The sequence below is a fragment of the Methylophaga sp. F-2 genome, from assembly GCF_056859315.1.
The window spans coordinates 1-25,671 of the sequence record NZ_JBSXOF010000019.1 but is presented as its reverse complement, the minus strand read 5'-3'; the positions used below and the strand labels follow the sequence as shown (position 1 = coordinate 25,671).

Here is a 25,671-nt window from a genome sequence, read left to right as displayed (position 1 = left end):
CATTATTCAGAACATATCACGGAAGTTCAGCAAATCTAAAGCTTTGATTTTCTTTTCCTAATACCGGTTTGTCTATCAATAAAATTATATTGAAAACCGTTTTCTTCTTTTATTCTTCCCAGCATAAGATAAAAAAGATATGCGTCACCTCATAGTCCACTGTTCACTCTATCTGAGTATTAGCTTCATCATGTAATTTACAAGAAAGCACCACGATGTCTTCTTTATTAGAAGTCTCCAATAGTGACTCTTCTAATTCATTAGCCATAATGGCCTGCTCGAAAGGTGTAACCGAGCAAGCATTTTCTTTTGCAAATTCCATTAGCGTTAAAGCGTCAGCGTTTTTCTTTCCTACATGGATAACCAGCGCAATACCTGGATTAACACAACAGCCAACATAGCTATCAAAATATTCATCATCTAAAGCCAGCAGCACCCCACCTAATATCGGCACCTGTTTGTTTGCCATGTAAATGTGATTGTAATCAGCAACAATATCCGGCTCTGGATTGATGATGCCGAGCTTTTTAAGTGTCTCTAATGCATTGAGTTTTTCTGAAGATAGTTGAATTCTTTCCAACGGTGGTGTTTTGAGAAGCGACAGTAATACATCACTCGTTCCGGCAAATGACAGTAATGGCATTATCATTAGAGCTAAAAAAATAATCTGCTTCATTTCATACCCTTACTATCTGTCTTACTGCTGCAACGCAAATACCTGATCAACCATGGGCTTGTACGACTTAATTTTTTTGTTTGTCTCCGTATCAACAACATATGCTTTCCAGAAGCTTTCATATGCTTGCGGCGAAGTCCAAGTAGCATAGTTTATTAATACGGTCCCTTCGAGATTTCGATGGAGCTTGGCAGAGATGAAGTCTGGTGAAGTTTTAACTATTTCCTCTAGCTCATTGATTAAGTTAACCAATTCAAACAGTTCTTGTTCGCTATCCAGCTGAAACCTGACGATAACATGGTGATGCGATGTCATAACAGTCATTATCCTTATTATTAATAAAGAGCGAGAGGGGTCAGCCACTGTTAACTATTTGCTATAGAGATTTTTCCAACCACTGTTTCTGAGTGATTTTATATAAACAATGTCGCTCCAGAGGATGACCTTTAGCCACCTTAGGATGACTAAAATCTTGATTCGTATTAACCATTCCTAATTTAAGCATTACTCGCTGGGAAGGAAGATTTTGCAACGTGGTAAAGGCATAAACTGAAGGAGCATTAAGCTCTTCAAATGCAAACTCTAATGCCTTTTCCGCCGCTTCAGGTGCATAGCCTAAACCCCAAAACACCGAATCAAGGGAGCCGAAAAAAGTAGTTTTAGCCAGATCTAAAATATACCTACTTTAAATCAAACATTCTGACTCTATTGATTTCCACAGAAGTTAACTTTTCGGATTCAAAACGCGTATAGCTTCATTACTATACTCACTCGTGTGTTCCCAGTGTTTCCCAGAGTAATCGGTCGTATATTTACTGCCACTATTCATCCAAAACCCATGTCGGTTAAACATAAAGGTGGGGTGATAGTCAGGATATAACTTAGCAAGGGGATAGGGTTTATTTCGTTCGAGTCTATTTTTTCTAGTTGCTTCTAATAAATATTCTTTACCATTTTTGAAGAGTACAACCCATGCATGACCATTACCGTCTATATCGCCAAGGACAACTCTGGCGTCTTCATTCATTTCGATTAACCAATCAGCAAGTGCAAGAGCATGATCTTCACAATCTCCTCTAGGCAATAAAAAATGGCTGGCGTCAAGCATTGTGTTGAAATCACGCGAAGCTTGAAACCATATACGGGGCAATAGGTTAGCTCTGTTTCATGCCGTTCGCAGAGGATGCGGCATTGTGGGCTGGGAGCCACATAAGAGCCTGGAGAAAGAGAGTCGAGTCGCGTTGCAGCGATGGAGATTGCCAATGGCTGGCAGGCTTGTTCAGTCATCTTAGCCGATTCCCTCGCAGCCTATCCAGAACGAAGAACGCGCAGCGTTGGGCTGCGCGTTCGAGGGATGGTCAGTCTGGTTCTAGTGCATCTTCAGCTTGGCTTCGGTGGCACGGCCTTGCTGCCGTTTCCTTTCCTGAATCCCCGATCCCCCGCCATGAACGCCTCCAGCATGTGCGGGATCAGCGCCGAGGCATCGACCGCCTCGCCATACGCCTGCGCATGCAGCGCGGCATAGCGGTCGAGATCGGCTTTCAAGCTGGCCGGGCAAGCGAAGGTCAGCTTGACGCTTTCGGTCTTGGGTAGCGGCCCCAGCCGCAGTTTCTTGGTCGTGCTCATCGAGAAGTCCCCTTGTTGAAGAACAGCGGCTGATAAGGCCGTAGCACCAGATCGCGGTTGAGGATGATGCGCACCGGCAAACCGGGGCGGCTGGTCAGCGTGGGTTGGATGTTGAGATTGCGCCGGGTCACTTCCTGGCCGACCTGGTTCACGGTGTCCTGCAGGCTGTCGCGCCCGGCGATGATGACGCGATCGCCGTCCTGGCGGTTCTCAGGTGCAGCCAGTTCGGCACCGACACCCAGCAGCGTGGTCAGCACGGCACCTGCAAAGATCCGATCCCAATGCCAGTCCACGTCGTCTTCCAGACCGGCGTAGCCCGCCGGGTCGGTGCCGATCAGGTTGTCGAGCGTGAGCGAAGACGTGTCCGGCAGGATGATGCGGTTCCACACCACCTGCACGCGACTCTGACCGTAGCTGACTTGGCTGTTGTACTTGCCCAGGATGCGCGAACCCTGTGGGATCAGCAGGAACTTGCCGGTGGCCGTGTCGTAGATCGGCTCCGTCACCGTGGCGATCACGTCGCCCGGCAAGTCCGACTTGATGCCCGTCACCAGCGCCCCAGCGACCACCGTTCCGGCCATGACCTGATACTGCGAAGCCGGCAGGGTCAGATTGCCGGAATTACGGGTTTCCGTGGAACCACCTTTTAGGAACGCCTCTTTCTGGTCTTGCCGGTTCTGCACGGCAGTCGGATCAGCAGGCTGGGCCGCCGTCGAGGCCGGGCCTGCGGCCATCGGATCGAAAGCGGAATTGGCGGCGAAGCCTGGTGCGGCAGCGACCTGCGACTGCGCTACGGGCGCGGCCTGCGGGGAACCTGTGCGGAAGAATACCGATGAAGCTGCCGCCGCTTCTGCCTCCTTGCGCAGCGCATCGTTGGGGTCGTAGCCCGACGCGGCATAGGTGGCGGCGACCGGCTGCTGCGAGTTCACGATGGCTGGCCCCAGATCACCCGGCAGCGGTGGCCCCAGCTCCGGCACGTCAGGCGGCAGCGCTGGCAGCTTGGAATAGTCCGTCGGCAGCGCATCCAGCCCTTCCGAGCGCGAGACGCGATCCACGTTGTACAGCTCCGTGGATTCGCCTGCACTGCGTTGCTGCGGTTGCAGCGACCAGATCAGTGCGCCCATGATGCCGATCGACAAGCAGCCGGCGAGGATGGCCAGCGTGCGCCGGTTCAGGCGCGTGACCGGGCGCGGTTGGGCGCGCAGCGCCACCGCCTCGGGTGCCACCTTGTCCGCCCGCTGCGTCGCAAGGTCGGGAATGTCGTCCTGGCTCATGCTCAGTTCCTCCCGGCGATGCCATCCGTGCGCTCGATGCGCACCACATCGCCCTTGTCGGCCCCCAGGCGCAGTTCTGCCGCACCGAACAGCCGATCCACGATGTAGTACGGCGAGCGAAAGCGGTAATTCACCAGTTGCCCATCGCCCTGCGCACCGATGACAAACAGCGGCGGCAACTCGCCCTGGGCGATTCCTGCCGGAAACTGGATATAGACCTTCTCGCCATCATCGAAGGCGCGCAGCGGCTTCCACGGCGGATTGCTGCCACTGATGGCATAGCGAAAGCGGATGTTCTCCAGCGACAAGCCTGCATCGACCGGCGCGGCAGCGCTAGCAGCATGTGCCTGGCGCTGCAAGGCCAGCATCCGATCCTTGGGGTAGTCCCAGGACACCGACGCCATCCATGCCTTGTCAGTCGAAGTCAGTTCCAGCAGGTACGTCCTGCGGCTGGTGGTGATGACCAGATTGGTCTTCAAGCTGGAACGGATAGGCTTGACCAGCACATTGACGCGCAGATCGGCACCGCTGCCGCTGGAGGTATCGCCCACGATCCAGCGCACGGTATCGCCCGCAGCGACCGTCACCAGTTCCTCGCCGGGCTGGAGCGCGATCACCGTCACGCGGCCCACAGACGCATAGACCTGGTACAGCGCGCCATCGGTGAACGGCCAGACCTGGATCGCATTGACGTAGCCCTCGCGGGTCGGTGCGATGCGTGCTTCTGCATTGGCGCGGGAGACGCGCACCTTCTCGTCAGCAGGCTCCGGCGTGGTCGGGGCCGAATCAATGCCCTGCAGCGGCTTCAACTGTGCGGGCAGCGCCAAGGGCTCGGGCACTGTCACGACTTCGATGGGCTTGGGCGGCTCGGGCAATGGCTGAGCCTGCACCGGCTCATCGAGCGAGATCGCCGGCGGCGGTTTGCCCTGCGTGGCGCAGCCCGCAAACAGAACAGTCGATGCCAGCAGAATCACCGGCAATGCGGTCTTACGGAAACGTGCATTCATGGTTTGGCTCCTTCAGAAGAATCCAGTTCACGGCTCCACGACAGGCCATTGACGTAGATGCCCAGCGGGTTGCGGCGCAGGCGTTCTTCGGTGCGCGGGGTCTGCTGCACGATGGACACCACCGCCGTCCATCGCTCCAGCCCGGCAGCCGCACCATTGACATAGCGGCGTTCCGTCCAGCGCACGTTGAACGACGCATCGCTGGCGCGAACCACACTGGTGATCTGCACCGTCACCGATTCCTTGCCGATGCGGGCAAACGGGTCATGGGTGCGCGCATAGTCGTTGAGTACCGCCGCGCCCCGGTCAGTGGTGTAGTCGTAGGCATCTAGCCAGTTCTGGCGCACAACGATGGGATCGATGGACAGCGAGCGCACCAGCGTCACGAAGCGTGCGATGTGGTGCGCCGTCTGCGCATCGGTGGGCCGGTACGGCGTGGCTGCTTCGCCCACGGTGCGTACCTGGCCGGACTGATCGACCTCGATGACATAGGGCGTAACGATGGACTGGGCCGATCGCCACACCAGGCCACCGGCCATCAGCAGCGCGAGTACCAGGCAGCCGAAGGCCATCAACCGCCAGTTCTTGGCCTGCACGCGGGCCGAGCCGATGCGCTCGTCCCACACTTGGGCAGCGGCTTGATACGGAGTGGCAGGCTGCGGCGTGTCGGCATAGCGCACCTGCGGTCGTTTGAATCGCATGGAGTTCTCCTTGAAAGTCAGCTATCGGAATCCCTCAGGCTCGGGCCTTGGCCCGAACCGCCACCGTCGCCACCGCGCAGCGTGTGCGCGGCCGTGGTGGTGGCCTGGGTGAGTCGTTGGCGGCGTTGCAGGCGCTTGGCCCAGCCGGGTTGCCCCTGCTTCTGCGCGTTGGCTGTGTTGCCAGCGGCATCGCCTGCGGCGGCTGGCCCTGCAGTGCCACCGCCTGAGCCGCCTTCTGCGCCAGAGCCTTGCCAGCCTGCTTTGAATGGCGCGACCGCCTTGGCCGCTGCTGCCTTGATGCCAGCACCGGCGCGTTGGCCTGCCGCCTGTGCACCGCCCTTGGCGACATTCCCCAAACCTGCCATCGCGCCCTTGGCCCCGCCGCCCGCAGCGGCAGAACCGGCCTGGAAAGCCGACTTCGCACTGCCAGCCGCCGAGGTGGCGGCCCGCGCGCCAGCCCCGGCGAGCTTGGCGGCAGCCGGTGCCATGCGTGCCCCGGCCATCACGGCACCACCCACGCCGGTGGCGGCGGCACCTACGGCCACCGCCGCACCTGCGGCACCCACAGCAGCGCCCGCCATCGTGCCGGCACCCAACTGCGGTGCGCCGGATACCAGGCCCGTGGCGATGCCCGGCCCGAAGATCCCCAACGCCAGCAGCGTCAGTGAGGCCAACATGACGACCACCGCATGGTCGATGGACGGCTCGGCCGGATGCACCTGGAACTCGGCGAAGAGGCCCGAGCCGATGCCGACGATGACCGCCAGCACCAGCACCTTGATGCCCGAAGACACCACGTTGCCCAACACTTTCTCGGCGAGGAAGCTGGTCTTGTTCCACAGCGCGAACGGCACCAGTACGAAGCCCGCGAGCGTGGTCAGCTTGAACTCGATCAGCGTGATGAAAAGCTGGATCGCCAGCACGAAGAAACACAGGATCACCACGGCCCAGGCCAGGAACATGACCACGATGGGCGTCATGTTCACGAACACTTCGGGGAAGCCCGCCATGTCGCTGATCTGCTCAAGAATGGGGGCCGCCGCGTCGATGCCGGTCTTGGCCAAGCGTCCCGGTTGCAGGAATTCGCCCATGCTCATCGTCGAGCCGCTGGCCGTCAGGCCCAGGCCCGCGAACGAGCGGAAGACGATGCTGGCGAGCCAGTTGAAGTTGTTGATGATGTAGGCGAAGGCGCCGACGTAAAGCACCTTGCGCAGCAGTTTGGCGATCACATCATCGCCCTGGCCGGTGGCGTGGCTCATCGCCCAGTACAGCCCGGCGATGGTCATGTCGATGACGATCAGCGTGGCGGTGAGGAACGCGACTTCGCCCTGCAGCAGCCCAAAGCCCGAGTCGATGTAGCGCGAGAAGGTATCGAGGAAGCGGTCGATCACTGTCACGTCATTCATGGCACGTCCCCCTCGAAGGGCATGGCGTCCTGGTCACTGATGGGTATGTCGAAGCTCGGCGGGATCGGCGGCAGATCGGCCAGCGTGCGGAACTCGTCAGACCCGGTTTCACCGGCGAAGAAGCGCCGCCGGAAGGCCTCAGCCGCGGCCAGGCAGGCGTCTTCGCCTGCCGTCGTCCTGTCGGCCGCACACTGCGCACGCAAAGCCTTGAGTCTCACGGGATCGGCGGCCAAGGCAGCGGCCAGGTCTTCGGTCGGCTGCTGACTGCAAGCGACCAGCAGCACGGGAAGCAGCAAGGAAACGCATCGCATGGCCGTCTCCCGTCAGTTGCCGTAGAAATCCACGCGCTGCGGCGTGTAGGGCGTGCCATCACCCAGGAAACGGCGCGTCACTTCCCGGCCACGTTCGACAGCCGCCGCCTGGCGTGCCAGTTCCAGCGCGGCGGCGCGTTCCTGCGTGATCTGGAGCTGCTGTGCCTGGATGGACTGCTTGGCCTGCAAGGCCAGAAGCTGGTTGGTCGCCTGCATGGCTTGCAGCGCGCCGGTGGCGGACTGACTCTGGCTGACCAGGTCGGACAGCGCGCTTTCGTCTTGCGCCAGGTTCTGCGACACCTGCGCCTGCATCCGCATCGCGGTGTGCAGACTGTTCAGCGTGTTCTTCCAACGTTCCTGCGCGTCGTGCAGCATCTGGTCGCCGCTGACGGTCGCGGCATACTGCTCCGGGTACAGCCGGGCAAAGGTGGCATCCATGCTCTGCACGTCGTAGGCCAGGCCGCGAGCCTCGGCGATCAGCCGCTCGGTGGTCGCCAGCGTCGAACGCAAGCGATTGACGATGTTGAAGTCCAGATTCGCCAGATTGCGCGCCTGGTTCATCAGCATCTGTGCTTCGTTCTGGAGTTGGTTGATCTGGTTGTTGATCTGCTCCAACGTGCGCACGGCGGTCAGCGTGTTCTGCACGAAGTTGGACGGATCGAACACCGTCAGCGCGGACGCGGGCTGCACTGCCAGCAGCGATACCGACAGCACGGCGGCGAGCGAGACGGACAGCAAACGGGGTTGGGTCTTCATGGTGAAACCTCCGGTCGTTGAGAAGCGAGGAAAGAAGCAGCCGCCGGTGAGGACGGCAACAGGTCAGCGGCCCAATCGAGGCCGCGATGGCGCAGCCAGGCACCGGCAAATCCCGGTGTGCCTGCGTCCAGCAGCACGCGATCCATGTCGCGCTGGTCTTGCGGGGTGGATGCACCCGCGAAGGCCAACGTGGCTGGCCCCAGGTCGAGGTCGAACAGGCGGTTGCCCAGACGCGATTGGTAGTAGTAGTCGCGCTTGGGCTGTGCGGTCGCCACGATCTCGATTTGGCGGCTGTTGAGGCCGAAGCCCTCGTAGATCGTGCGAATTTGCGGCTCGGTGGCCTGCGGGTTGGGCAGAAAAATCCGACTGGCGCAGCTTTCGATCACCGCCGGGGCAATGCTTGAATCCTTGATGTCGGCCAGCGATTGCGTGGCGAAAATGACGCTGACGTTTTTCTTGCGCAGTGTCTTGAGCCATTGCCGGATGCGGGCGGCAAACACCGGGTCATCAAGGAACAGCCAGGCTTCATCAAGGATCAGCAGCGTGGGCGCCCCGTCGAAGCGTTCATCGAAGCGGGCGAACAGGTAGCCCAGCACGGCCAGTACCGCCGCCTTGCTATGCATGAGTTCTTCCATCTCGAAGCCCTGCACACTGCCGGAACCCAGCCTGTCGGCATCGGCGTCCAGCAGCTTGCCGTGGGCGCCGCCCAGCACATAGGGTGCGAGCGCCTGGCGCAGTGCGTTCGATTGCAACAGCACCGACAGGCCCGTCAGCGTGCGCTGCTCCACTGGCGCACCGGCCAGGCTGCACAGTGCCGACCAAATCGCTGCCTTCTCGTCCGGGCCGATGGCGACACCTTCATGCAGCAAGCGGCCTTCCACCCATTCGGCGGCCCAGGTGCGGTAGCCCTCCTGGTCGATGCGGGCCAATGGCTGGAAAGCAATCGTCCCGTCATTGCCCAGGTCGTAATGCTCGCCGCCCAGCCCCAGGATGGTGGCGCGCATCGAGCGCCCCATGTCGAAGGCGAAGATGCGCGAACCGGGATAACGGCGGAACTGCATCGCCAGCGTGGCCAGCAGCACCGACTTGCCCATGCCGGTCGGCCCCGCGACCAGCGTGTGGCCCACGTCGCCGATATGCGTCACCAGCCGGAACGGCGTCGCGCCATCGGTGCGGGTGACGATCAGCGGCGGGCCGTCCAGATGCGCGTTCCTCTCCGGCCCGGCCCACACAGCGGACAACGGCATCATGTGCGCTAGGTTCAGCGTCGAGACGATGGGCTGACGCACGTTCGCGTAGGCGTTACCGGGAATGGACGACAGCCAGGCATCCACCGCATTGAGGGTTTCGGGGATGGTGACGAAGCCCCGGCCCTGAATGACGCGCTCCACCATGCGCAGCTTCTCGTCGGCCACGGCAGCATCGGCATCCATGACGGTGACGGTGGCCGTCAGGTAGCCAAAGGCGACTTGATCGCTTCCCAACTCCTGCAAGGCGGCATCGGCATCGGCGGCCTTGTTGTTGGCGTCGGTATCGACCAGCGGGCTTTCTTGCTGAAAGATCGTTTCCCGCAGCAGCGCGACGACGTTCTTGCGTTTGGCGAACCACTGGCGGCGCAGGCGGCCCAGTTCTTTTTCCGCCTCGGCTTTGTCTAGGCACAGAAAGCGCGTGCTCCAACGGTAGCCAAAGCCCAGGCGGTTGAGGTCGTCCAGAATCCCCGGCCAGGTCGAGGTCGGAAAGCCCCGCACTGACACCACGCGCAGGTGCTGGTTGCCCAGCATGGGCGCGAGGCCACCGACCAGGGCGGAATCGGCCAGCAGCGCGTCGAGGTGGAAAGGCACTTCGGGCACGGCCAGTTGGTAGCGCCGCGTCGAAACCGTGGCGTGCAGGTAGGTCAGCGTCTGTGCATCATCGAGCCAGGCAATCTCCGGCATCACGCCGTCGAGCAGGTCGAGCACGCGATCCGTTTCCGCCACGAAGGCTTCCAGCCGACCCTGCCAGTCCACGCCATCGCCCGGCGCATTCTCATAGAGCATCTTGGCGGCACGGGCGCGGGATTCTTCTGGTGGCAGGTAGGCCAGCGTCAGGTGATAGGCGCTCTCGTAGTGGTGGCCGGATTCCTCGAAGGCTGCACGGCGTTCTTCCTCCACCAGCCAGGACAACGGCTCGGGGAAATCGGAACGTGGATAGCCCGCCGCTGCGCAGCGCTCGGCTTCGATGAACAAGGCCCAGCCCGACCCCAGGCGGCGCAGTGCGTTGTTCAAGCGTGCCGACGTGGCGATCAGCTCGCCTTGCGTGGCGCTGTTCAGATCCGGCCCGCGAAAATGTGCCGTGCGCTGGAACGAGCCATCCTTGTTCAAGACGACGCCCGGCCCGATCAGCCCGGCCCAGGGCAGCCAGTCGGCCAGCAGTGCGGGCCGCTGGCGGTATTCGGCAAGGTTCAGCATGTCGGCACTCCCCTATGCGTCCAGCAGCGGCTTGTGCTTGATGTGCCGGGCGAAGACCTGCATGAACTGCGGATCGACGCGCGCGCCCCAGACCGCCAGCGAATGGCCGGCGATCCAGAGCACCACGCCGGGAATCCACAGTTGCAGGCCCAGCCCGACGGCGGCGGCCAGCGTGCCGTTGGCAATCGCCACGGTGCGCGGCGCACCGCCCAGCAGGATCGGCTCGGTCAGCGAGCGATGCAGCGGCACTTCAAAGCCCGGAAGATCGGTGGCCGTGCTCATACGACGGCCCCGCCGGAGAAGCTGAAGAACGACAGGAAGAAGCTCGAAGCCGCGAAGGCGATGGACAGGCCGAAGACGATCTGGATCAGCTTGCGAAAGCCGCCACTGGTATCGCCGAAGGCCAACGCCAGGCCGGTGGCGATGATGATGATCACCGCGACGATGCGGGCTACCGGCCCCTGGATGGATTCGAGAATGGATTGCAGCGGGCCTTCCCACGGCATTGAGGAACCGGCGGCCTGCGCCGTGCCCGCCAGCAACAGCATCAACACCGCGAGCAGCAACCCTTGTCCTGCGGGTCGGGCCAGGCGATGCAAACGCGCCAGCATGGGCAGCGGGGAAAGCGGGTTTACAGAAAGACGGAAAGCATCAACGTGCGTCATGGCAGTTCTCCAGGTTGTTCAGGGATCGAGGAAGGCGTAGCGGCAGCGGCTGTAAGAGGAACCGGCGGCAGCTCGGGAAGCGTCGCTTCCAGCGAATCCGCCAGGCGGTAGCCCGCGCCGTCGAAACCGACGACGCGGGAAATGGTTTCGACGTGGCGCTTGCGGCCGCGGCCTGCGATGTGGATCACGACATTGACCGCCTCGGCGATCAGGGCGCGGGGCGGATTCACCGCCACTTCGAGGATCAGTTGCTCCAGGCGCAGCAGCGCGCCCAACGCGGAGCCGGCATGAATGGTGGCGATGCCGCCGGGGTGGCCGGTGCCCCAGACCTTCACCAGATCCAGCGCTTCGCCGCCGCGCACTTCGCCGACGATCACGCGGTCGGGCCGCAGGCGCATCGTGGCCCGCACCAGCTCGGTCATGGACACGACGCCGGCGCGGGTGCGCAGCGGCACATGGTCGCGGGCCGCGCATTGCAGTTCGATGGTGTCTTCGAGCACCAGCACGCGGTCGCCGGTGGCGGCGATCTCGGCCAGCAAGGCATTGGCCAGCGTGGTCTTGCCGGTGCTGGTGCCTCCGGCGATCAGGATGTTGTGCCGCTCGCGCACGGCATGACGCAGAAACTCGGCCTGCCCAGTGGTCAGGATGCCATCAGCCACATAGCGATCCAGACCGATGATGCTCACGGCACGCTTGCGCAGCGCAAAGGCCGGGCCGGGTGCGGCGGGCGGCAGGATGCCCTCGAAGCGTTCGCCGGTTTCAGGCAGTTCGGCGGTCAAGAGCGGTTGGCCGCGATGCACCTCCGCACCGACATGGGCGGCGACCAGGCGGATGATGCGTTCGCCATCGGCTTCGGGCAGTTCGACGCCGAGCGGCGCACGGCCAGACGACAGCCGATCCACCCACAATGTCCGGTCGGGGTTGAGCATCACTTCCACCACGTCCGGGTCTTCCAGCGCAGCGGCGATCACCGGCCCCATCGCCGTGCGCAGCATCTGGATGCGGCGATCCTGGGATGCTGCAGCGGATGAGCGCGGTTCGGGCGGGATTTGAGGAACGGCACTCATGACGCACGCTCCGCAGTGCGTTCATGGGCGGCGGCCATCGCGGCCGCGTCATCCATGCGCATCTCGAACTCACGATCCTGGGGATGCAGTTCTTCCACCACGTCCCGTACCAGGCTGCGGCCACGCAGCAGGTGGCGGCCTAACTGTTCGACGAACTGCTCGAAGCGCGCCTTGCCCTGCGCGCGAGCCGCATCCTGATGGGCCTCCGGCACCGGCGTGCTGACGGTCAGGTAGTAGCGGACGAATAGCGCCAGCGTCTCGATCTGGATGTTCTGGTCACGCTCCAGGCGCTCGGCCTGCCGCGACAGGCGATCCAGTCGTTTGGCGATGGCGGCCTCACGCTGGTCGCCGGCATCGGGTGACAGCCAGGACGCCAAGGCAGCGGCGACGATGCTGGACTTTGACACGCCTTTCTTCGCGGCCAGCTCGTCCAGACGCTTGGCGTGCTCGTGCTGGATGAACAGGTTCAATCGGTATTGGCTCATATGTCGATTCCGTCGTTGGGGTCGAGAGATGCCAGCCGCGCCGTGCGTTGCAGGGCGGGGTCGAACTGGCCGGGAAGCAGCGGGGGCATGTCGTCGTCATCGAGCAGCGCCAAGTCGCTGGGCGTGTAATCGGGTTCGGGGTCGTAGGCGACGGTTTCGGACAGCTCGGGCTGACGGCGGGGGCCGCCGTCGTCGGAGCCACCCAGGTCATCGGCAGATGCCGTGGCCTGTGCCGCAGGCACGGCCGGGATCGCCAAACCGCTCCAGTCATCGGGACGTGCAGGCGGCACATCGGCATAGCGGCCTGCCGTTAGCGCAGGCGGCGGCAGTACCCGCTGCTTGAAATTGGCATCAGCGTAGTAGCGCAACTTCTTGGCCTTGATCGGCGCGACGCTGGACACCATCACCACTGATTCGTCTGGCGCAAGCTGCATGACTTCGCCGGGCGTCAGTAGCGGCCGCGCCGTCTCTTGGCGGGACACCATCAGGTGGCCGAGCCACGGCGCAAGTCGATGGCCTGCGTAGTTCCGCTGCGCACGCAGTTCGGTAGCCGTGCCCAGCGTTTCGGAGATCCGTTTCGCCGTGCGTTCGTCATTCGTGGCGAAGGTCACGCGCACATGGCAGTTGTCCAGAATCGAATGGTTCTGCCCATACGCCTTGTCGATCTGGTTGAGCGACTGCGCGATCAGGAAACTGCGGATGCCGTAGCCGGCCATGAAGGCCAGCGCCGTCTCGAAGAAGTCCAGGCGCCCCAGAGCCGAGAACTCGTCGAGCATCAGCAACAGCTTGTGGCGGCGCTCAATGCCGTCGCTGCCATCGAGCGACTCGGTGAGCCGTCGCCCGATCTGGTTGAGGATCAACCGGATCAGCGGCTTGGTGCGGCTGATGTCCGAAGGCGGCACCACCAGATACAACGACACAGGGGATGCAGACGCGATCAGATCGGCGATGCGCCAGTCGCAGCGCGACGTGACTGCGGCCACGGTCGGATCACGGTACAGGCCGAGGAACGACATGGCGGTGCTCAACACGCCGGAACGCTCGTTGTCCGACTTGTTGAGCACTTCGCGGGCGGCGGACGCGACAACGGGATGCGGTACATCTCCAAGATGCCGCGTGGTCATCATCCGATGCAGCGTCAGCTCGAACGGGCAAGCCGGGTCACTGAGGAAGTTCGCCACGCCGCGCAGCGTCTTGTCCTCTCCCGCGTAGAGCACATGCAGGATCGCGCCGACCAGCAGCGCATGACTGGTCTTCTCCCAGTGGTTGCGCTTCTCCAGCGCCCCTTCGGGATCGACCAGGATATCGGCGATGTTCTGCACGTCGCGCACCTCGTGCGCGCCGCGCCTCACTTCCAGCAACGGGTTGTAGGCCGCCGAACTGGCATCGGTCGGGTTGAACAGCAGGCAGTGGCTAAATCGACTGCGCCAGCCAGCGGTGATCTGCCAGTTCTCGCCCTTGATGTCGTGGATGACGGCGGATGCCGGCCAGGACAGCAGCGTCGGCACCACCAGGCCCACACCCTTGCCCGAGCGCGTGGGCGCAAAGGTCAGGACGTGTTCCGGCCCTTCGTGCCGCAGGTAGTGGCCGTCATGCTGGCCGAGAAAGACGCCGGCGGGCTGCGTCAGCCCGGCCTTGCGAATGTCGGCGACATCGGCCCAGCGGGCCGAGCCATAGGTCGTCACTTTGCGCGCCTGGCGCGAGCGCCACACCGACATGGCGATGGCGACCACCACGGCCAGCAGGCCGCTGCTCGCCGCGATCATGCCGCCGGTGTCGAACACCTGCGGCGCGTAGGCGTCGAAGAAGAACCACCACTCGAACAGCTTCCACGGGTAATAGACCGGCGTGCCGTGGAAGTCGAACCAGGGCGCGCCCAGGCGTAGCTGGTAGCCCAAGGCGGCGGCGGTCCATTGCGTGGCACCCCACACACCGGCGATCACGATGCCGAAGACGGCGGCGATCTGCCCGAACAACACGCCCTGAGCTTGCATACCCTGGCCTCCGATTTCTCCTGCGCTGATTCCCCGTGGAAAACGCGGCACAAAGGCGTGCCGCAGGCGTCAGGATCGGTGCCGGTTCAGTGCCGGTCAAAGACCGTTATCGGCAGCAAGGTGATGCAAAAAGCATGGTGTCATGCAGAGGCGAAACCAGTAAAAACGCCGCAGGCGTGAGCGCGCGGCGGCGTGTCGAGAAAGAAAAATCAAGATTCGCGGCAGAAAGCCAACAATCAGAACTTCGGCGGCGTGTAGGGCGTGTTTCCATAGCCAAAGAAGCGCTTGTTCGTCGCCTCGGCCACCCGGTTGCACAGCACGTCTCCCATCGTCGGGCGTTCGGTCTTGCACTGGCGGCGCAGCTCCCTCAGGCGCGCAGGATCTGCGACCAGCTCTTCCACGGTCGGTACATTGGTTGCCTGTTTCGGTGTTTCGGACTGGCCGCAAGCGGACAGCGCGGCGACCAACAGGAATGGGGCGATCTGCTTCATGGTCATGACTCGACTTCCTCTTGGGAATCGGGTTCAAGGGGGGGCGTGGCTCTGATGCCGTCCGGCGATTCGATGGCCTGCACACGCTCGATAAAGCGTGACAGCACGTCCGAGGATCCACCTTCCCGGTGCAGCACATAAGTGGTCAGCATGGGTGAGCGACCCGCCAGCGGCCGAGCCACAATCCCAGGCTCACGGCTGCCTGCGATATGCGGCGCTCCGGCTAGGCCCAGCGCAAAGCCCGCCGACACTAACGCCATCATCAAATCGCACGAAGCCACACGTTCGGCAATCAGCGGCTCCATATCTATCCGGCGCAGTACGCGCTCGACTTGGCGAGCATGGCCTTCGCATACGTGCGGATCGCACAACACCAGCGGATAGCGCAGCACTTCTTCCAGCGGGATGCGCTTGTGCTTCAAAAGCGGATGACGTGCAGGAACCGCCACCATCAGCGCATCGCTCCAAACGGCTTCGGCAGTGATGCCTTCTCCAACTTCATCGGACTGGGCAAAGCCCACGTCGTAAAGGTCGTCATGCAGTCCCTTGATCTGCTGCGACAAGGGTACCTCGAACAGGCGAATCTCGACTTCGGGTTCTTCCTGCCGACACAGCGCCAGCAAGGACGGCAGGCGCGAGGGCGTGATGCCGTCGGACAGTGCGATACGCAACTGACCGTGGAAGCCGTTGGTGGCTGCATTCACGCTATCGCGCGCCTGCTGCAAGGCGGTGAAGATGCGCGGCACATGCTCCAGAAACAGCTTGCCCGCCCGTGTCAGCCGCGTGCTGCGGCTGGTACGAATGAACAACTGTTCGCCCAGGCTCTCCTCCAGCTCCTTGATAGTGCGCGACAGCGGTGACTGCTCGATGTGCAGCCTCTCCGCCGCGCGGGCGAAATGTAGTTCTTCGGCGACAGCGAGAAAGCAGCGTAAGTGTCGAATCTCCATTTCGCCTCCTGTTGTCAGTACAAAGGCCGTTTGAGAGTCGCAGCGTTGTAGCCGCTCATCTCACCGAGTTCATCCAGTTCAGGCCTGTCGCCGCTTTTGTGGCGCTGCGCGACTGCCTCGCCCTGCGGTCCGGGCAAGGCGTGTGACCAGCCGCCGGCCAGCGTCTTGTAGACCGCCACCAACGCCGTCGCCCTGCGGGTGGCGCTTTGTGCCAGCAAGTCTTCGGACTCCAAGCGTGAACGTTCGGCCTCCAGCACATCCAAAACATGGATGGCGCCGCCCTCAAATTGCAGGCGAGCCGTCTTGGCTGCCCGGCGGCTGGCCTCGGTCGCCTGTACCAGCATGGCGTACTCGGTCTGCGCGCGCGATAGGCGTACCAGCGCGTTCTCGGTTTCTTCCATGGCGCGCAGCACCGTGCGCTCGTATACCGCCAAGTTTTCGGCAGTGGCTGAATTGGCCGCCGCGATGCGCGACCGCACCCGGCCCACGTCTAGGAAGGAACCACCCACACCGAGCGAGATCATTCGCGTTTCACTATCACGCTCGAACAACGAACCAAAGCCCAACGCCTGCGTGCCGATCAGCCCTCCCAACGTAAAGCGAGGGAACAGGTCTGCCATGGCTACGCCGATACGCGCAGTGGCCGCAGCCAGCCTACGTTCTGCCGCAGCCACATCGGGACGGCGACGCAGTAGATCGCCCGGTGCACCGGCGTTGATCTGGGCGGGCAGCTCAGGCAAGGCTGCGGGGTGATCCAGCACTTCGGCCATCGCCGCAGGCGTGCGGCCAGTGAGCACGGCAATGCGGTGGGCGGCCACAGCAGCCTCAGCTTCAAGCGGCGGAATGCGCGAGCGTGTCAGCGCCAATTGCGTGCGGGCGCGGTCGGCATCGAACGACGTGCCCCGGCCGTTCTCGAACAAGACCTCGATCAGCCGCAGCGTTTCGGCTTGGTTGATTTCGTTGTCCCGCGCGACCTGTAATTGCACTTGCAAGCCGCGCAAGCGGAAATAGGCGTCGGTCAACTCGGCCACCATAGCCACTTGTACGCCCGCCAGGTCGGCTGCGCTGGCCTCGGTCTCGGCGCGCTGCGATTCCACGCTGCGCCGCACTCGGCCAAAGAAGTCCAATTCCCAGATCACGGATAGGCTAGCCGAATGCAGATCGTTATCCCGGTCGGAGCGGGACGCATCCGGTGCTTGTGCAGCACTGGCGCGCTGGGTACTGATTTCACCGGACGCGCCCAGCGTCGGATAGTAGTCTTGGCGACGTTCGCGCGACAGTGCGCTGGCTTGCTCGTAGCGCGACAGTGCTATGCGGATGTCGTGATTGGCGTGAAGAGCATTCTCCACCAAAGAGTGCAGCACCGGGTCATCCAGTTCCCGCCAGAATTGCGCATCGGCCTCCGGTACAAGCTGGGACACGGCAACGGGGTCTTGGCGGGCATACGTCACTGCCTGGGGCGCGGCAGGTGCCTTGTAATTCGGCCCTACTGCGCAAGCTGCCAGCGTCAACGCCACCAAAGGGAGCAGTACCAGATGTGGCATCCGACGTAGGCATGGTCGGATGCGGGATGGCGTTTGAAGCATGACGGAATCAGTCCTTGTGGAGTCAGTCATGGGTGGCCTCCATGGCGACATTTGCCTGGCGACGTGGCTTGCGCGTCGCGAGCCTGCGTAACGCGACGTAGAAAACAGGAGTCAGGAATAAACCGAACAAGGTCACGCCGAGCATGCCGGCGAACACAGTCATTCCCATAACCTGGCGAATCTCCGCGCCTGCGCCGGAACCGACCATCAGCGGCACCACGCCACCGATGAAGGCGATGGAAGTCATGATGATCGGGCGCAGACGAAGGCGTGATGCCTCCAGCGCGGCATCGAGGATGCTGTGCCCCTTGCGCTCAAGTTCACGGGCGAACTCCACGATCAGAATGGCATTCTTGGAGGCCAGACCAATCAGCACTATCAAGCCAATCTGCACGAAAATGTTGCTGTCACCACCCGCGAGCCACACGCCCGTCATGGCCGACAACAGGCTCATGGGCACGATCAGGATGACGGCCAGCGGCAACGTCCAGCTTTCGTACAGTGCCGCCAGCACCAGGAAGACCAACAGTACCGCCAGCGGGAACACCACCAGCGCGGTATTGCTTTGCGTGACCTGCTGGTAGCTGAGGTCGGTCCACTCCAGTTGCATGCCTGGCGGCAGCACCTTGTCTGCAATGGATTGCACTTGCTGCAATGCCTGCGATGACGACACCAGACGCGGATCAAACTCACCAATCAGGTCGGCAGATGGATAGCCGTTGAAGCGGATGACGGGATCGGGGCCGAATGTCTTGCGCACGTCCACCATGCTGCCGATGGGCACCATGTCGCCATTGGCGTTGCGGGTGCGCAGTTTGACCACGTCCTCGACAGAACTGCGGAACGGTGCGTCCGCCTGAGCCATCACCCGGAAGGTGCGGCCAAAGCGCGTGAAGTCGTTGACATACGCCGAACCCAGGTACACTTGCAGCGTATCGAAAAGATCGGTCACGGCCACGCCCTGTGCCTTCGCCTTGGTGCGGTCCACTACGGCGTCAAGCTGCGGCACATTGGCCTGATAGGAACTGATCGGATATTGGAATCCCGGTTCTTGCGAGATGGCCGTCGCCAGCTCGGTGGTCGCCGTCTGCAATGCGGCATAGCCCTCACGGTTGCGATCCTGCACGTAAAGAGAGAACCCGGAACCCGCGCCCAGCCCCATGACAGGGGGCGGCATGATGGCAAAGGCCAGACCGTCCTGCTCCTGAGCGAAGCGCTCGTTCAACTGTTCCGCAATCTCGGTTGCAGTGTGCTTGCGCTCATTGATGGGCTTGAGTACGAAATACACTAGGCCGCTATTGGACGTGTTGGTCAACTGCAAGGCGTTCATGCCCGGGAACTCGATGGCGTTGTAGACGCCATCGGTCTTGAGCGCGATGTCGCTCACACGGCGGACCAGCGCTTCCGTGCGCTCCAGGGATGCACCCTCGGGTAGCTGGATGACACCGAGGAGATACTGCTTGTCCTGCATGGGGATGAATCCGCCAGGGACGGCCTTGAACACAGCTCCCGTCGCCACCAGTAGCGCGATGTAGACGAGAAACACCGCACCACGCCGCCCGAGGATGCGCGACACGCTGTTTCCATAGCCATCCGCGCTGCGCAGGAAGAAACGGTTGAACGGCCGGAGTATCCAGCCCAGACTGCGATCCAGCACCCGCGTGGGCAGGTCTGGCGCGGCACCATGCGGGCGAAGCAGGCGCGCGGCCAGCGCAGGCGACAGCGTCAGCGAGTTGATGGCCGAAATTACCGTGGAGATCGCAATGGTGACGGCGAACTGTTTGTAGAACTGCCCTGTCACGCCGGACAGGAATGCCATAGGCACGAATACCGAGCACAGCACCAGCGAGATGGCGACGATGGGGCCACTGACTTCGCGCATGGCCTGATGGGCCGCAGCCAGCGGCGCCAGCCCTTCGGCGATGTTGCGCTCGACGTTTTCCACCACCACGATCGCGTCGTCCACCACGATCCCGATGGCAAGCACGAGTCCAAAAAGCGTGAGCGTATTGATGGAAAAGCCCAGCATCAGCAGCACGGCGAAGGTGCCTACCACCGACACCGGCACGGCTAGCAGTGGGATGATGGAGGCACGCCAAGTCTGAAGGAACAAGATCACCACCAGCACCACCAGTCCGATGGCTTCCAGCAGAGTGTTGACGACCGCCTTGATCGACTGACGCACGAAGACAGTTGAGTCATACTCCACCGACCATTCCACTCCCTCGGGAAAGCGCTTGGCCAACTCGTCCATCTTCGCGCGGACTTGATCCGAGACTTCGATGGCATTGGCGCCCGGGGCTTGAAAGACAGGGATCGCGACAGCAGGCTTGTTGTTGAGCAACGACATCAGCGAGTAGCTGGATGCGTCCATTTCCACGCGCGCCACATCTCGCAGCCGGGTGACCTGACCCTGCGATCCGGTCTTGACGATGACGTCGCCGAACTCTTCTTCCGTCACCAGCCGGCCCTGCGCATTGATGGACAGGAGGAAGTCGCTTCCCGAGGGGTTGGGCGGCGCACCTAGTTGACCGGCCGAGACCTGGACGTTCTGTTCGCGCACGGCTTCGACCACATCGCCGGCGGTCATACCCAGCGCCGCAATTTTGTCGGGGTCCAGCCATAAGCGCATGGCGTAGTCGCCAGAGCCGATGATCTTGGCATCGCCCACCCCCTGGATGCGTGACAACTCGTCGCGTACATGGAGCACGGCATAGTTGCGCAGGTACAGCTCGTCATAGCGATCGTCCGGCGAGCGCAACTGCACGACCAGCGTTTCGTTGGGGAACTGTTTGACGGTCACCACACCTTGCTGGCGCACCGCTTCGGGAAGACGCGGATTTGCCTGGGCGACACGGTTCTGTACCTTGACCTGGGCGTCGTCGGGATCGGTGCCAGGACGGAAGGTGACGGTCAGCAACAACACGCCATCACTACTGGCCACGGACTTCATGTAGAGCATGTTTTCCACGCCGGTGATGGATGCCTCCAGTGGTGCGGCTACCGTGTCGGCGATTTCGCGCGGATTTGCGCCAGGATACGTGGCGCGAACCTGTACGGTGGGTGGCACGACTTCCGGGTACTCGCTGACGGGCAAGAGCGGGATCGCGATCAACCCAACCACGAAAATGATGATGGACAGCACGGCCGCAAAAATCGGCCTGTCCACGAAAAAGCGGGCAAAGTTCATGATGGCTGGCTCTCCGCGCTCATTCGCTCGCCTGGGCGATTTGTCGGCCTGCAGGCGCCATTTCAATGTCCTGGGCCGTCACTGGCATGCCGACAGAAACCTTCTGGATGCCGTTGACGATCACGCGGTCGCCGGGATTTAGACCTTCCTCGACGATGCGCAGGCCTTCGGCCTTGCGTCCCAGCGTGATGTCGCGGCGCTGGGCGGTGTTGTTCTCATCGATCACATACACGTACTTGCGGCTCTGGTCGGTCAGGATGGCCTTGTCGTCGATCAGCATGGCCTCGAAACTGCCGCTACCCGGCAGGCGCACTCGGGCATAGAGGCCCGGCGTAAGCAGGCCGTCGGGATTGACCAGGGTGGCGCGTGCGCGGATGGTGCCGGTGGCCGCATCGACACGGTTGTCCACGAAGTCCACGTTTCCGGCGTGTGGATAGCCGTTCTCGCCGACCAGGCCCACCTGCACCGGGATACTTTCGCTGCGCTGGTCGGGGCGCTCTCCGTTGCGAGCCATGTGGGCGTAGCGCAGATAGGTACGCTCGTCGCTATCAAAATGCACGTGCACCGGGTTCAGCGAGACTACGGTGGTCAGGATGCTGGCCTGGCCGTCAGCACTCACCAAGTTGCCTGCCGTGACCAGTGCACGTCCGGCGCGGCCTGTGATGGGCGAACGTACCTGGGTGAACGACAGATCCAACTTGGCGGTCTCGACTGCGGCTTGGGCGAACTGCACGTTGGCTTGGGCCTGATCGGCGGCGGCGTGGCGCTGCTCCAACTCCTCGGTGGAGGCTGCTTGCAACGAAGCCAGCTTTTGAGCACGGGCCGCTTCGCTACGTGCCAGTGCGGCCTGCGTGCGGGCGCGGGCCAAGTCTGCTTCCGCGCGAGCCAGAGCAGCACGGTAACTGCGAGCGTCAATCTCGAACAGCACGTCGCCACGTTTGACGATCTGGCCCTCTTCGTAATTGACCCTGTCGATGTAGCCACTCACACGTGGCCGCAGCGCAACGCTTTCCACCGCCTCGACGCGGCCATTGAACTCATCCCATAGGACGATCTTGCGCACCGACACAGGTGCCACGCTGACCGTGGGTGGAGGGGCGGCGACCGCGTCGGCGGCGTCGCTATTGCAGCCAGCTAGGGACAGCGCCAGCAAGCTCGCCGCAGCTAACGGCAAGGCGCGGCGCCAGGAAGGCAGGACCGCAAGGTAAGGCAATGTGCTCATTGTTTTCAGTCTCCAAGGGATGGCGAAACCCGGTTGATAAAATTTGACATACGTGACGTATGCCATTTATCATCCACTCATACGCAACGTATGTCAATCATTTACATACACTTCGTATGTGAAAAATCGGAGGACGACCTAATGGCACAAAAGCGTGCAGAGATGATTGAGGAAACGCGGGCCAAGCTCATCAGTGCCGCCCGCGCTGCGTTCGCAACCGTGGGGTATGCGGACAGTTCAATGGATGAGCTGACGGCCCAAGCCGGACTGACGCGCGGAGCGCTCTATCACCACTTCGGTGGAAAGAAAGGGCTGCTGGAGGCGGTCATCGCCCAGATTGATGCAGAGATATCTGGCCGACTGGCCGTCATCGTCGAGGAGGCGGAGTCCACCTGGGACGGCTTCGTTCAGGAGTGCATTGGCTACATCAAGATGGCCGTCGAGCCCGAAGTCCAGCGGATCGTCCTGCTGGACGGGCCAGCGGTTCTGGGCGATCCCTCCCAGTGGCCCTGCCAGAACGTGTGCATCGTGAATACGCGCCGCAGCCTCCAGAAGTTGATCGAGGAGGCAGTCATACGCCCCGTCGATCCCCTGGCGACGGCCCACCTGATAAGCGGGGCGCTGCTGGGCGCATCGCTGTGGATCGCCAGCGCAGACGACCCACGCGCCGCTTCCGAAAAAGCCGTGCAGGGATTTCTTGTACTGGTGGCGGGCTTGCGGCGGGACACCTCTCCCGCGCAGCCGTAACAGCCCAAAGGTGCCGACCGGCAGGCCGGACTCTTTGACCCTGACCATTCACCTATTTGGATTTTGACCATGAACCCTTTCAAAAATCGGGTATCCGGAATTTCTGGTTGATAAAATGCCAAAGATGTAAAGAAGAAAATCTTTCTCAGCGGATTATCTGATTGATCCTCTTCAGCCTACTCTACTGCCAATTTTCTGTTTCCACCTTCGCCTGAGTCTTCATAGCGATGCTGACTAGGGAGGACAGCGAGAGCTGGGCAAGCGTCAAAGCGGTTCTGGTTCATGCGCAATCCGGACACCTGCACAACATTCCTCTAGTAAGAAACCGATCAAATTCTCTAGGTGCCCATACTCGGGTATACAGACAATCGTGCGGCTATGTTTCTCCTGCCGGATCAGCCCTACCTTGGCCATGCGCGCAAGGTGATGTGATAGCGTCGAAGCAGGAATACCCAGCCCCTTCTGGATATCTCCGACCGAAGCCCCATCATGGCCAGCTTTGACCAGAAAGCGGAACACGGACAGTCGGTGACTATTCCCTAGCTCAGCTAAGCTGGCTGCAACCTTTTCGTGATCCATAGCACGCCCCAATAATTCGATGTTTCTAGAATTATAGTTGACAGGTCGGATAAACGCAAGTAAGCTGCGTACATCATTTCGACAATACTAGAAATATAGGAGTAATATTGAATGTCACCTCAACTCCAAGACGCTCTAGGCATGTTCGCCTTTCTCGCTATCGAGCTATCGGTTTTATTCATTGGCATTAGCTTGCTGGTCGGAGTTCTTCAACGTCACATCCCACCATCCAAGGTGGAAGCGTTACTGACTTCCAGTGGGAAGCGAGGCTATTTTCTTGCTGCTGGTTTAGGAGCTATAACGCCCTTCTGTAGTTGCTCGACTATCCCCATGTTGAAAGGGTTGATTCGGGCACGGGCCGGTTTTGGGCCGATGATGGTGTTTCTTTTCTCATCTCCGTTGCTGAATCCTATCGTCGTCGGCCTGCTGGTTGCCACGTTTGGATGGACACTTACTGCTATCTATGTGCTCGCCGCTTTGGTGGTCGCGGTAGGTGCCGGATGGCTGCTTCACACGCTTGGCTTCGAGCGTTATGTGCGCCGGACGGCGACACAAGAGAGCAGTGGATGTAGTTCATCAGCAAGCCCGTGCAGTGCTACATCGACCGCATCGAGTTGCGGCACCAACAGCTGCGACACCACTCCGAAGACGGCTTCTTGCGGGGCTGATAGGAAGACAACAGTCTCTACGTCTAGCGAATGCTGTGACAGTCAACCCACTGTCACGGTTAAGAAAGAAGGGAAGTACAGTGGTGTGTGGCGGGAAGCTTGGTCGGACTTTATCGATGTGTTGCCTTACCTGCTCATCGGTATTGCGATTGGCAGCGTGATCTATGGTTTCATGCCCACTGACTTATTGGAGCAGTATGCAGGCCCAGATAATCCCTTTGCCATTCCAGTTGCCGCTGTCATCGGCGTGCCGTTGTATATTCGCGCTGAAGCCGTCATACCTCTGGCAGCGGCTCTGATGGCCAAAGGCGTGGGTGCCGGGACGGTGCTAGCGTTGATCATCGGCAGTGCCGGAGCCAGCCTGACTGAGCTCATTCTGTTGCGCTCTTTGTTCACGCTGAAGCTTTTAGCGGCGTTTTTAGCAGTCATTTTTGCTATGGCGATGATTGCCGGTTACGCCACCTACCTGTTTTTCTGATCAAGGCGGGAGATGATTAATTCGTTAAGCCTTCCTGGGTACCAGTTGGTGGATTCTGATGAGCAGAATGAAGACATACATTTTCGGCTTGAAGCACCTACACCAGTAGCCTGCGAGGGGTGCGGCGTGCAGGGTGAGTTCGTGCGGTTCGGCAAGCGTGACGTTCCCTATCGTGATCTGCCCATCCACGGCAAGCGGGTCACTCTCTGGGTGGTCCGCCGCCGATACACCTGCCGGGCCTGCAAGACAACATTCAGGCCCCAGCTACCGGAGATGGTGGACGGATTCCGTATGACACTGCGGCTGCATGAGTACGTGGAGAAGGAATCCTTCAACCACCCCTACACCTTTGTGGCGGCACAGACCGGCCTGGACGAGAAGACGGTGCGCGACATCTTCAACGCCCGCGCCGAGTTCCTGGGGCGCTGGCACCGCTTCGAGACGCCCCGCATCCTGGGCATTGACGAGCTATACCTGAACAAGCGCTACCGCTGCATTCTGACCAACATTGAGGAGCGAACCCTGCTCGACCTGCTGGCCACCCGCCGCCAGGACGTGGTGACCAACTACCTGATGAAGCTGAAAGACCGGCAGAAGGTCGAGATCGTCAGCATGGACATGTGGAACCCCTACCGGGCAGCGGTCAAGGCTGTGCTGCCCCAGGCCCGTATCGTGGTCGATAAGTTCCATGTGGTGCGCATGGCCAACGATGCCCTAGAGAGAGTGCGCAAGGGCCTCAGAAAGGAGCTGAAACCGTCCCAGAGCCGGACTCTCAAGGGAGACCGGAAAATCCTGCTGAAACGCGCTCACGAAGTCTCAGACCGGGAGCGCCTCATCATGGAGACCTGGACAGGCGCGTTCCCGCAACTGCTGGCCGCCTACGAGCACAAGGAGCGCTTCTACGGCATCTGGGACGCCACCACACGGCTCCAGGCAGAAGCCGCCCTGGACGAGTGGATAGCCACCATCCCGAAGGGCCAAAAGGAAGTCTGGAGCGATCTGGTCAGGGCAGTGGGAAACTGGCGCGAAGAGACCATGACCTACTTCGAGACGGACATGCCCGTCACCAACGCTTACACGGAGTCCATCAACCGACTGGCCAAGGACAAGAACCGTGAAGGGCGCGGTTACTCCTTCGAGGTGATGCGGGCACGAATGCTCTACACCACGAAGCACAAGAAGAAGGCACCGACTGCGAAGGTCTCTCCTTTCTACAAGAAAACCATCGGTTACGGACTGCCGGACTTCGCAGAGGAACTCAACTACGGAGTCGATCTATCAACCATCTGAGGGTGGTATCAGATTGATGGGGTGAAGGTGCCCCATCAACCATTAAATCCGTATACCC

Annotated in this window: 26 protein-coding genes; 3 read left to right on the top strand and 23 right to left on the bottom strand. The window is 61.2% G+C overall.

Annotation, left to right across the window (positions count from 1 at the left end; translation table 11 throughout):
- Window positions 1–163: 163 nt before the first annotated feature.
- The 22 genes from AC13DA_RS09450 to AC13DA_RS09345 form a co-directional block, all read right to left on the bottom strand.
- Window positions 164–676, bottom strand: coding sequence for a hypothetical protein (locus tag AC13DA_RS09450; protein ID WP_284451598.1), 513 nt, complete (start codon window positions 674–676; stop codon window positions 164–166).
- Between the two features lie 21 nt (window positions 677–697).
- Window positions 698–991 carry an antibiotic biosynthesis monooxygenase family protein gene (locus tag AC13DA_RS09445; RefSeq protein ID WP_284451597.1) on the bottom strand — a complete coding sequence of 98 codons (294 nt, stop codon included), beginning with the start codon at window positions 989–991 and terminating at the stop codon, window positions 698–700.
- A gap of 61 nt (window positions 992–1,052) precedes the next feature.
- Window positions 1,053–1,307 carry a GNAT family N-acetyltransferase gene (locus AC13DA_RS09440; RefSeq protein WP_284451596.1) on the bottom strand — a complete coding sequence of 85 codons (255 nt, stop codon included), beginning with the start codon at window positions 1,305–1,307 and terminating at the stop codon, window positions 1,053–1,055.
- Window positions 1,308–1,400: 93 nt separating this feature from the next.
- Entirely contained in the window at window positions 1,401–1,784 is a 384-nt protein-coding gene (locus AC13DA_RS09435) for a hypothetical protein (RefSeq protein ID WP_482945907.1), read from the bottom strand.
- Between the two features lie 272 nt (window positions 1,785–2,056).
- Window positions 2,057–2,302 (bottom strand): DUF2274 domain-containing protein, encoded by a 246-nt coding sequence (locus AC13DA_RS09430; RefSeq protein WP_008294947.1) that lies wholly within the window; start codon window positions 2,300–2,302, stop codon window positions 2,057–2,059.
- Window positions 2,299–3,576, bottom strand: a complete 1,278-nt coding sequence (locus AC13DA_RS09425) for a TraB/TrbI/VirB10 family type IV secretion system protein (protein ID WP_008294946.1) — start codon at window positions 3,574–3,576, stop codon at window positions 2,299–2,301. Before AC13DA_RS09425 ends, AC13DA_RS09430 begins: the two co-directional genes overlap by 4 nt.
- Before the next feature lie 2 nt (window positions 3,577–3,578).
- Window positions 3,579–4,583 (bottom strand): P-type conjugative transfer protein TrbG, encoded by a 1,005-nt coding sequence (gene trbG / locus AC13DA_RS09420; protein ID WP_008294945.1) that lies wholly within the window; start codon window positions 4,581–4,583, stop codon window positions 3,579–3,581.
- Window positions 4,580–5,284, bottom strand: coding sequence for a conjugal transfer protein TrbF (gene trbF, locus AC13DA_RS09415; RefSeq protein WP_028621632.1), 705 nt, complete (start codon window positions 5,282–5,284; stop codon window positions 4,580–4,582). The genes trbG and trbF overlap by 4 nt, the downstream gene beginning before the upstream one ends.
- A gap of 17 nt (window positions 5,285–5,301) precedes the next feature.
- Window positions 5,302–6,690, bottom strand: coding sequence for a P-type conjugative transfer protein TrbL (trbL, locus tag AC13DA_RS09410; RefSeq protein WP_008294943.1), 1,389 nt, complete (start codon window positions 6,688–6,690; stop codon window positions 5,302–5,304).
- Window positions 6,687–7,001 carry a hypothetical protein gene (locus AC13DA_RS09405; protein ID WP_008294942.1) on the bottom strand — a complete coding sequence of 105 codons (315 nt, stop codon included), beginning with the start codon at window positions 6,999–7,001 and terminating at the stop codon, window positions 6,687–6,689. The genes trbL and AC13DA_RS09405 overlap by 4 nt, the downstream gene beginning before the upstream one ends.
- Window positions 7,002–7,013: 12 nt before the next feature.
- A complete protein-coding gene (gene trbJ, locus AC13DA_RS09400) occupies window positions 7,014–7,757 on the bottom strand; it encodes a P-type conjugative transfer protein TrbJ (RefSeq protein WP_008294941.1) in 744 nt (247 codons plus the stop codon).
- Window positions 7,754–10,204 (bottom strand): conjugal transfer protein TrbE, encoded by a 2,451-nt coding sequence (gene trbE, locus AC13DA_RS09395; protein WP_008294940.1) that lies wholly within the window; start codon window positions 10,202–10,204, stop codon window positions 7,754–7,756. Before trbE ends, trbJ begins: the two co-directional genes overlap by 4 nt.
- Before the next feature lie 12 nt (window positions 10,205–10,216).
- Window positions 10,217–10,486 carry a VirB3 family type IV secretion system protein gene (locus AC13DA_RS09390; protein WP_003462917.1) on the bottom strand — a complete coding sequence of 90 codons (270 nt, stop codon included), beginning with the start codon at window positions 10,484–10,486 and terminating at the stop codon, window positions 10,217–10,219.
- Window positions 10,483–10,869 (bottom strand): TrbC/VirB2 family type IV secretion system protein, encoded by a 387-nt coding sequence (locus tag AC13DA_RS09385; protein ID WP_022960600.1) that lies wholly within the window; start codon window positions 10,867–10,869, stop codon window positions 10,483–10,485. Before AC13DA_RS09385 ends, AC13DA_RS09390 begins: the two co-directional genes overlap by 4 nt.
- Window positions 10,866–11,936, bottom strand: coding sequence for a P-type conjugative transfer ATPase TrbB (trbB, locus tag AC13DA_RS09380; protein ID WP_008294938.1), 1,071 nt, complete (start codon window positions 11,934–11,936; stop codon window positions 10,866–10,868). Before trbB ends, AC13DA_RS09385 begins: the two co-directional genes overlap by 4 nt.
- Window positions 11,933–12,421 carry a ribbon-helix-helix protein, CopG family gene (locus AC13DA_RS09375; protein ID WP_008294937.1) on the bottom strand — a complete coding sequence of 163 codons (489 nt, stop codon included), beginning with the start codon at window positions 12,419–12,421 and terminating at the stop codon, window positions 11,933–11,935. The genes trbB and AC13DA_RS09375 overlap by 4 nt, the downstream gene beginning before the upstream one ends.
- Complete coding sequence (locus AC13DA_RS09370) at window positions 12,418–14,415, bottom strand: conjugal transfer protein TraG (protein ID WP_008294936.1); 1,998 nt, start codon at window positions 14,413–14,415, stop codon at window positions 12,418–12,420. The genes AC13DA_RS09375 and AC13DA_RS09370 overlap by 4 nt, the downstream gene beginning before the upstream one ends.
- 236 nt (window positions 14,416–14,651) lie before the next feature.
- Window positions 14,652–14,912 (bottom strand): EexN family lipoprotein, encoded by a 261-nt coding sequence (locus AC13DA_RS09365; protein ID WP_004350821.1) that lies wholly within the window; start codon window positions 14,910–14,912, stop codon window positions 14,652–14,654.
- Entirely contained in the window at window positions 14,909–15,853 is a 945-nt protein-coding gene (locus tag AC13DA_RS09360; RefSeq protein ID WP_004350822.1) for a LysR family transcriptional regulator, read from the bottom strand. The genes AC13DA_RS09365 and AC13DA_RS09360 overlap by 4 nt, the downstream gene beginning before the upstream one ends.
- Before the next feature lie 14 nt (window positions 15,854–15,867).
- Complete coding sequence (locus AC13DA_RS09355; RefSeq protein WP_284450825.1) at window positions 15,868–17,397, bottom strand: efflux transporter outer membrane subunit; 1,530 nt, start codon at window positions 17,395–17,397, stop codon at window positions 15,868–15,870.
- Window positions 17,398–17,461: 64 nt separating this feature from the next.
- Entirely contained in the window at window positions 17,462–20,629 is a 3,168-nt protein-coding gene (locus AC13DA_RS09350; protein ID WP_284450824.1) for an efflux RND transporter permease subunit, read from the bottom strand.
- Between the two features lie 19 nt (window positions 20,630–20,648).
- A complete protein-coding gene (locus AC13DA_RS09345) occupies window positions 20,649–21,851 on the bottom strand; it encodes an efflux RND transporter periplasmic adaptor subunit (protein WP_008294933.1) in 1,203 nt (400 codons plus the stop codon).
- Window positions 21,852–21,992: 141 nt separating this feature from the next.
- Here AC13DA_RS09345 and AC13DA_RS09340 point away from each other — a divergent pair, with 141 nt between their 5' ends.
- A complete protein-coding gene (locus AC13DA_RS09340; RefSeq protein WP_023660028.1) occupies window positions 21,993–22,598 on the top strand; it encodes a TetR/AcrR family transcriptional regulator in 606 nt (201 codons plus the stop codon).
- A gap of 264 nt (window positions 22,599–22,862) precedes the next feature.
- On the opposite strand, the gene AC13DA_RS09335 is transcribed toward AC13DA_RS09340, so the two are convergent.
- Window positions 22,863–23,177 (bottom strand): ArsR/SmtB family transcription factor, encoded by a 315-nt coding sequence (locus AC13DA_RS09335; protein ID WP_068435097.1) that lies wholly within the window; start codon window positions 23,175–23,177, stop codon window positions 22,863–22,865.
- A gap of 111 nt (window positions 23,178–23,288) precedes the next feature.
- On the opposite strand from AC13DA_RS09335, the gene AC13DA_RS09330 reads away from it, so the two are divergent.
- Entirely contained in the window at window positions 23,289–24,323 is a 1,035-nt protein-coding gene (locus AC13DA_RS09330) for a permease (RefSeq protein ID WP_023660029.1), read from the top strand.
- 12 nt (window positions 24,324–24,335) lie between these two features.
- Window positions 24,336–25,613: an ISL3 family transposase gene (locus AC13DA_RS09325; protein ID WP_000610830.1), complete on the top strand. Its 1,278-nt coding sequence runs from the start codon at window positions 24,336–24,338 to the stop codon at window positions 25,611–25,613.
- Window positions 25,614–25,671: the final 58 nt, after the last annotated feature.

What these genes read in the sequence shown, in the direction of transcription:
- AC13DA_RS09425 (WP_008294946.1), bottom strand. Translation starts at nt 3,576, where the DNA reads ATGAGCCAGGACGACATTCCCGACCTTGCGACGCAGCGGGCGGACAAG.
- AC13DA_RS09390 (WP_003462917.1), bottom strand. Translation starts at nt 10,486, where the DNA reads ATGAGCACGGCCACCGATCTTCCGGGCTTTGAAGTGCCGCTGCATCGC.
- AC13DA_RS09355 (WP_284450825.1), bottom strand. Translation starts at nt 17,397, where the DNA reads ATGCCACATCTGGTACTGCTCCCTTTGGTGGCGTTGACGCTGGCAGCT.
- AC13DA_RS09445 (WP_284451597.1), bottom strand. Translation starts at nt 991, where the DNA reads ATGACATCGCATCACCATGTTATCGTCAGGTTTCAGCTGGATAGCGAA.
- trbG (WP_008294945.1), bottom strand. Translation starts at nt 4,583, where the DNA reads ATGAATGCACGTTTCCGTAAGACCGCATTGCCGGTGATTCTGCTGGCA.
- trbB (WP_008294938.1), bottom strand. Translation starts at nt 11,936, where the DNA reads ATGAGTGCCGTTCCTCAAATCCCGCCCGAACCGCGCTCATCCGCTGCA.
- AC13DA_RS09435 (WP_482945907.1), bottom strand. Translation starts at nt 1,784, where the DNA reads ATGCTTGACGCCAGCCATTTTTTATTGCCTAGAGGAGATTGTGAAGAT.
- AC13DA_RS09335 (WP_068435097.1), bottom strand. Translation starts at nt 23,177, where the DNA reads ATGGATCACGAAAAGGTTGCAGCCAGCTTAGCTGAGCTAGGGAATAGT.
- AC13DA_RS09375 (WP_008294937.1), bottom strand. Translation starts at nt 12,421, where the DNA reads ATGAGCCAATACCGATTGAACCTGTTCATCCAGCACGAGCACGCCAAG.
- AC13DA_RS09345 (WP_008294933.1), bottom strand. Translation starts at nt 21,851, where the DNA reads ATGAGCACATTGCCTTACCTTGCGGTCCTGCCTTCCTGGCGCCGCGCC.
- trbL (WP_008294943.1), bottom strand. Translation starts at nt 6,690, where the DNA reads ATGAATGACGTGACAGTGATCGACCGCTTCCTCGATACCTTCTCGCGC.
- AC13DA_RS09370 (WP_008294936.1), bottom strand. Translation starts at nt 14,415, where the DNA reads ATGCAAGCTCAGGGCGTGTTGTTCGGGCAGATCGCCGCCGTCTTCGGC.
- trbJ (WP_008294941.1), bottom strand. Translation starts at nt 7,757, where the DNA reads ATGAAGACCCAACCCCGTTTGCTGTCCGTCTCGCTCGCCGCCGTGCTG.
- AC13DA_RS09385 (WP_022960600.1), bottom strand. Translation starts at nt 10,869, where the DNA reads ATGACGCACGTTGATGCTTTCCGTCTTTCTGTAAACCCGCTTTCCCCG.
- AC13DA_RS09325 (WP_000610830.1), top strand. Translation starts at nt 24,336, where the DNA reads ATGATTAATTCGTTAAGCCTTCCTGGGTACCAGTTGGTGGATTCTGAT.
- AC13DA_RS09430 (WP_008294947.1), bottom strand. Translation starts at nt 2,302, where the DNA reads ATGAGCACGACCAAGAAACTGCGGCTGGGGCCGCTACCCAAGACCGAA.
- trbF (WP_028621632.1), bottom strand. Translation starts at nt 5,284, where the DNA reads ATGCGATTCAAACGACCGCAGGTGCGCTATGCCGACACGCCGCAGCCT.
- AC13DA_RS09350 (WP_284450824.1), bottom strand. Translation starts at nt 20,629, where the DNA reads ATGAACTTTGCCCGCTTTTTCGTGGACAGGCCGATTTTTGCGGCCGTG.
- AC13DA_RS09405 (WP_008294942.1), bottom strand. Translation starts at nt 7,001, where the DNA reads ATGCGATGCGTTTCCTTGCTGCTTCCCGTGCTGCTGGTCGCTTGCAGT.
- trbE (WP_008294940.1), bottom strand. Translation starts at nt 10,204, where the DNA reads ATGCTGAACCTTGCCGAATACCGCCAGCGGCCCGCACTGCTGGCCGAC.
- AC13DA_RS09365 (WP_004350821.1), bottom strand. Translation starts at nt 14,912, where the DNA reads ATGACCATGAAGCAGATCGCCCCATTCCTGTTGGTCGCCGCGCTGTCC.
- AC13DA_RS09340 (WP_023660028.1), top strand. Translation starts at nt 21,993, where the DNA reads ATGGCACAAAAGCGTGCAGAGATGATTGAGGAAACGCGGGCCAAGCTC.
- AC13DA_RS09330 (WP_023660029.1), top strand. Translation starts at nt 23,289, where the DNA reads ATGTCACCTCAACTCCAAGACGCTCTAGGCATGTTCGCCTTTCTCGCT.
- AC13DA_RS09360 (WP_004350822.1), bottom strand. Translation starts at nt 15,853, where the DNA reads ATGGAGATTCGACACTTACGCTGCTTTCTCGCTGTCGCCGAAGAACTA.
- AC13DA_RS09450 (WP_284451598.1), bottom strand. Translation starts at nt 676, where the DNA reads ATGAAGCAGATTATTTTTTTAGCTCTAATGATAATGCCATTACTGTCA.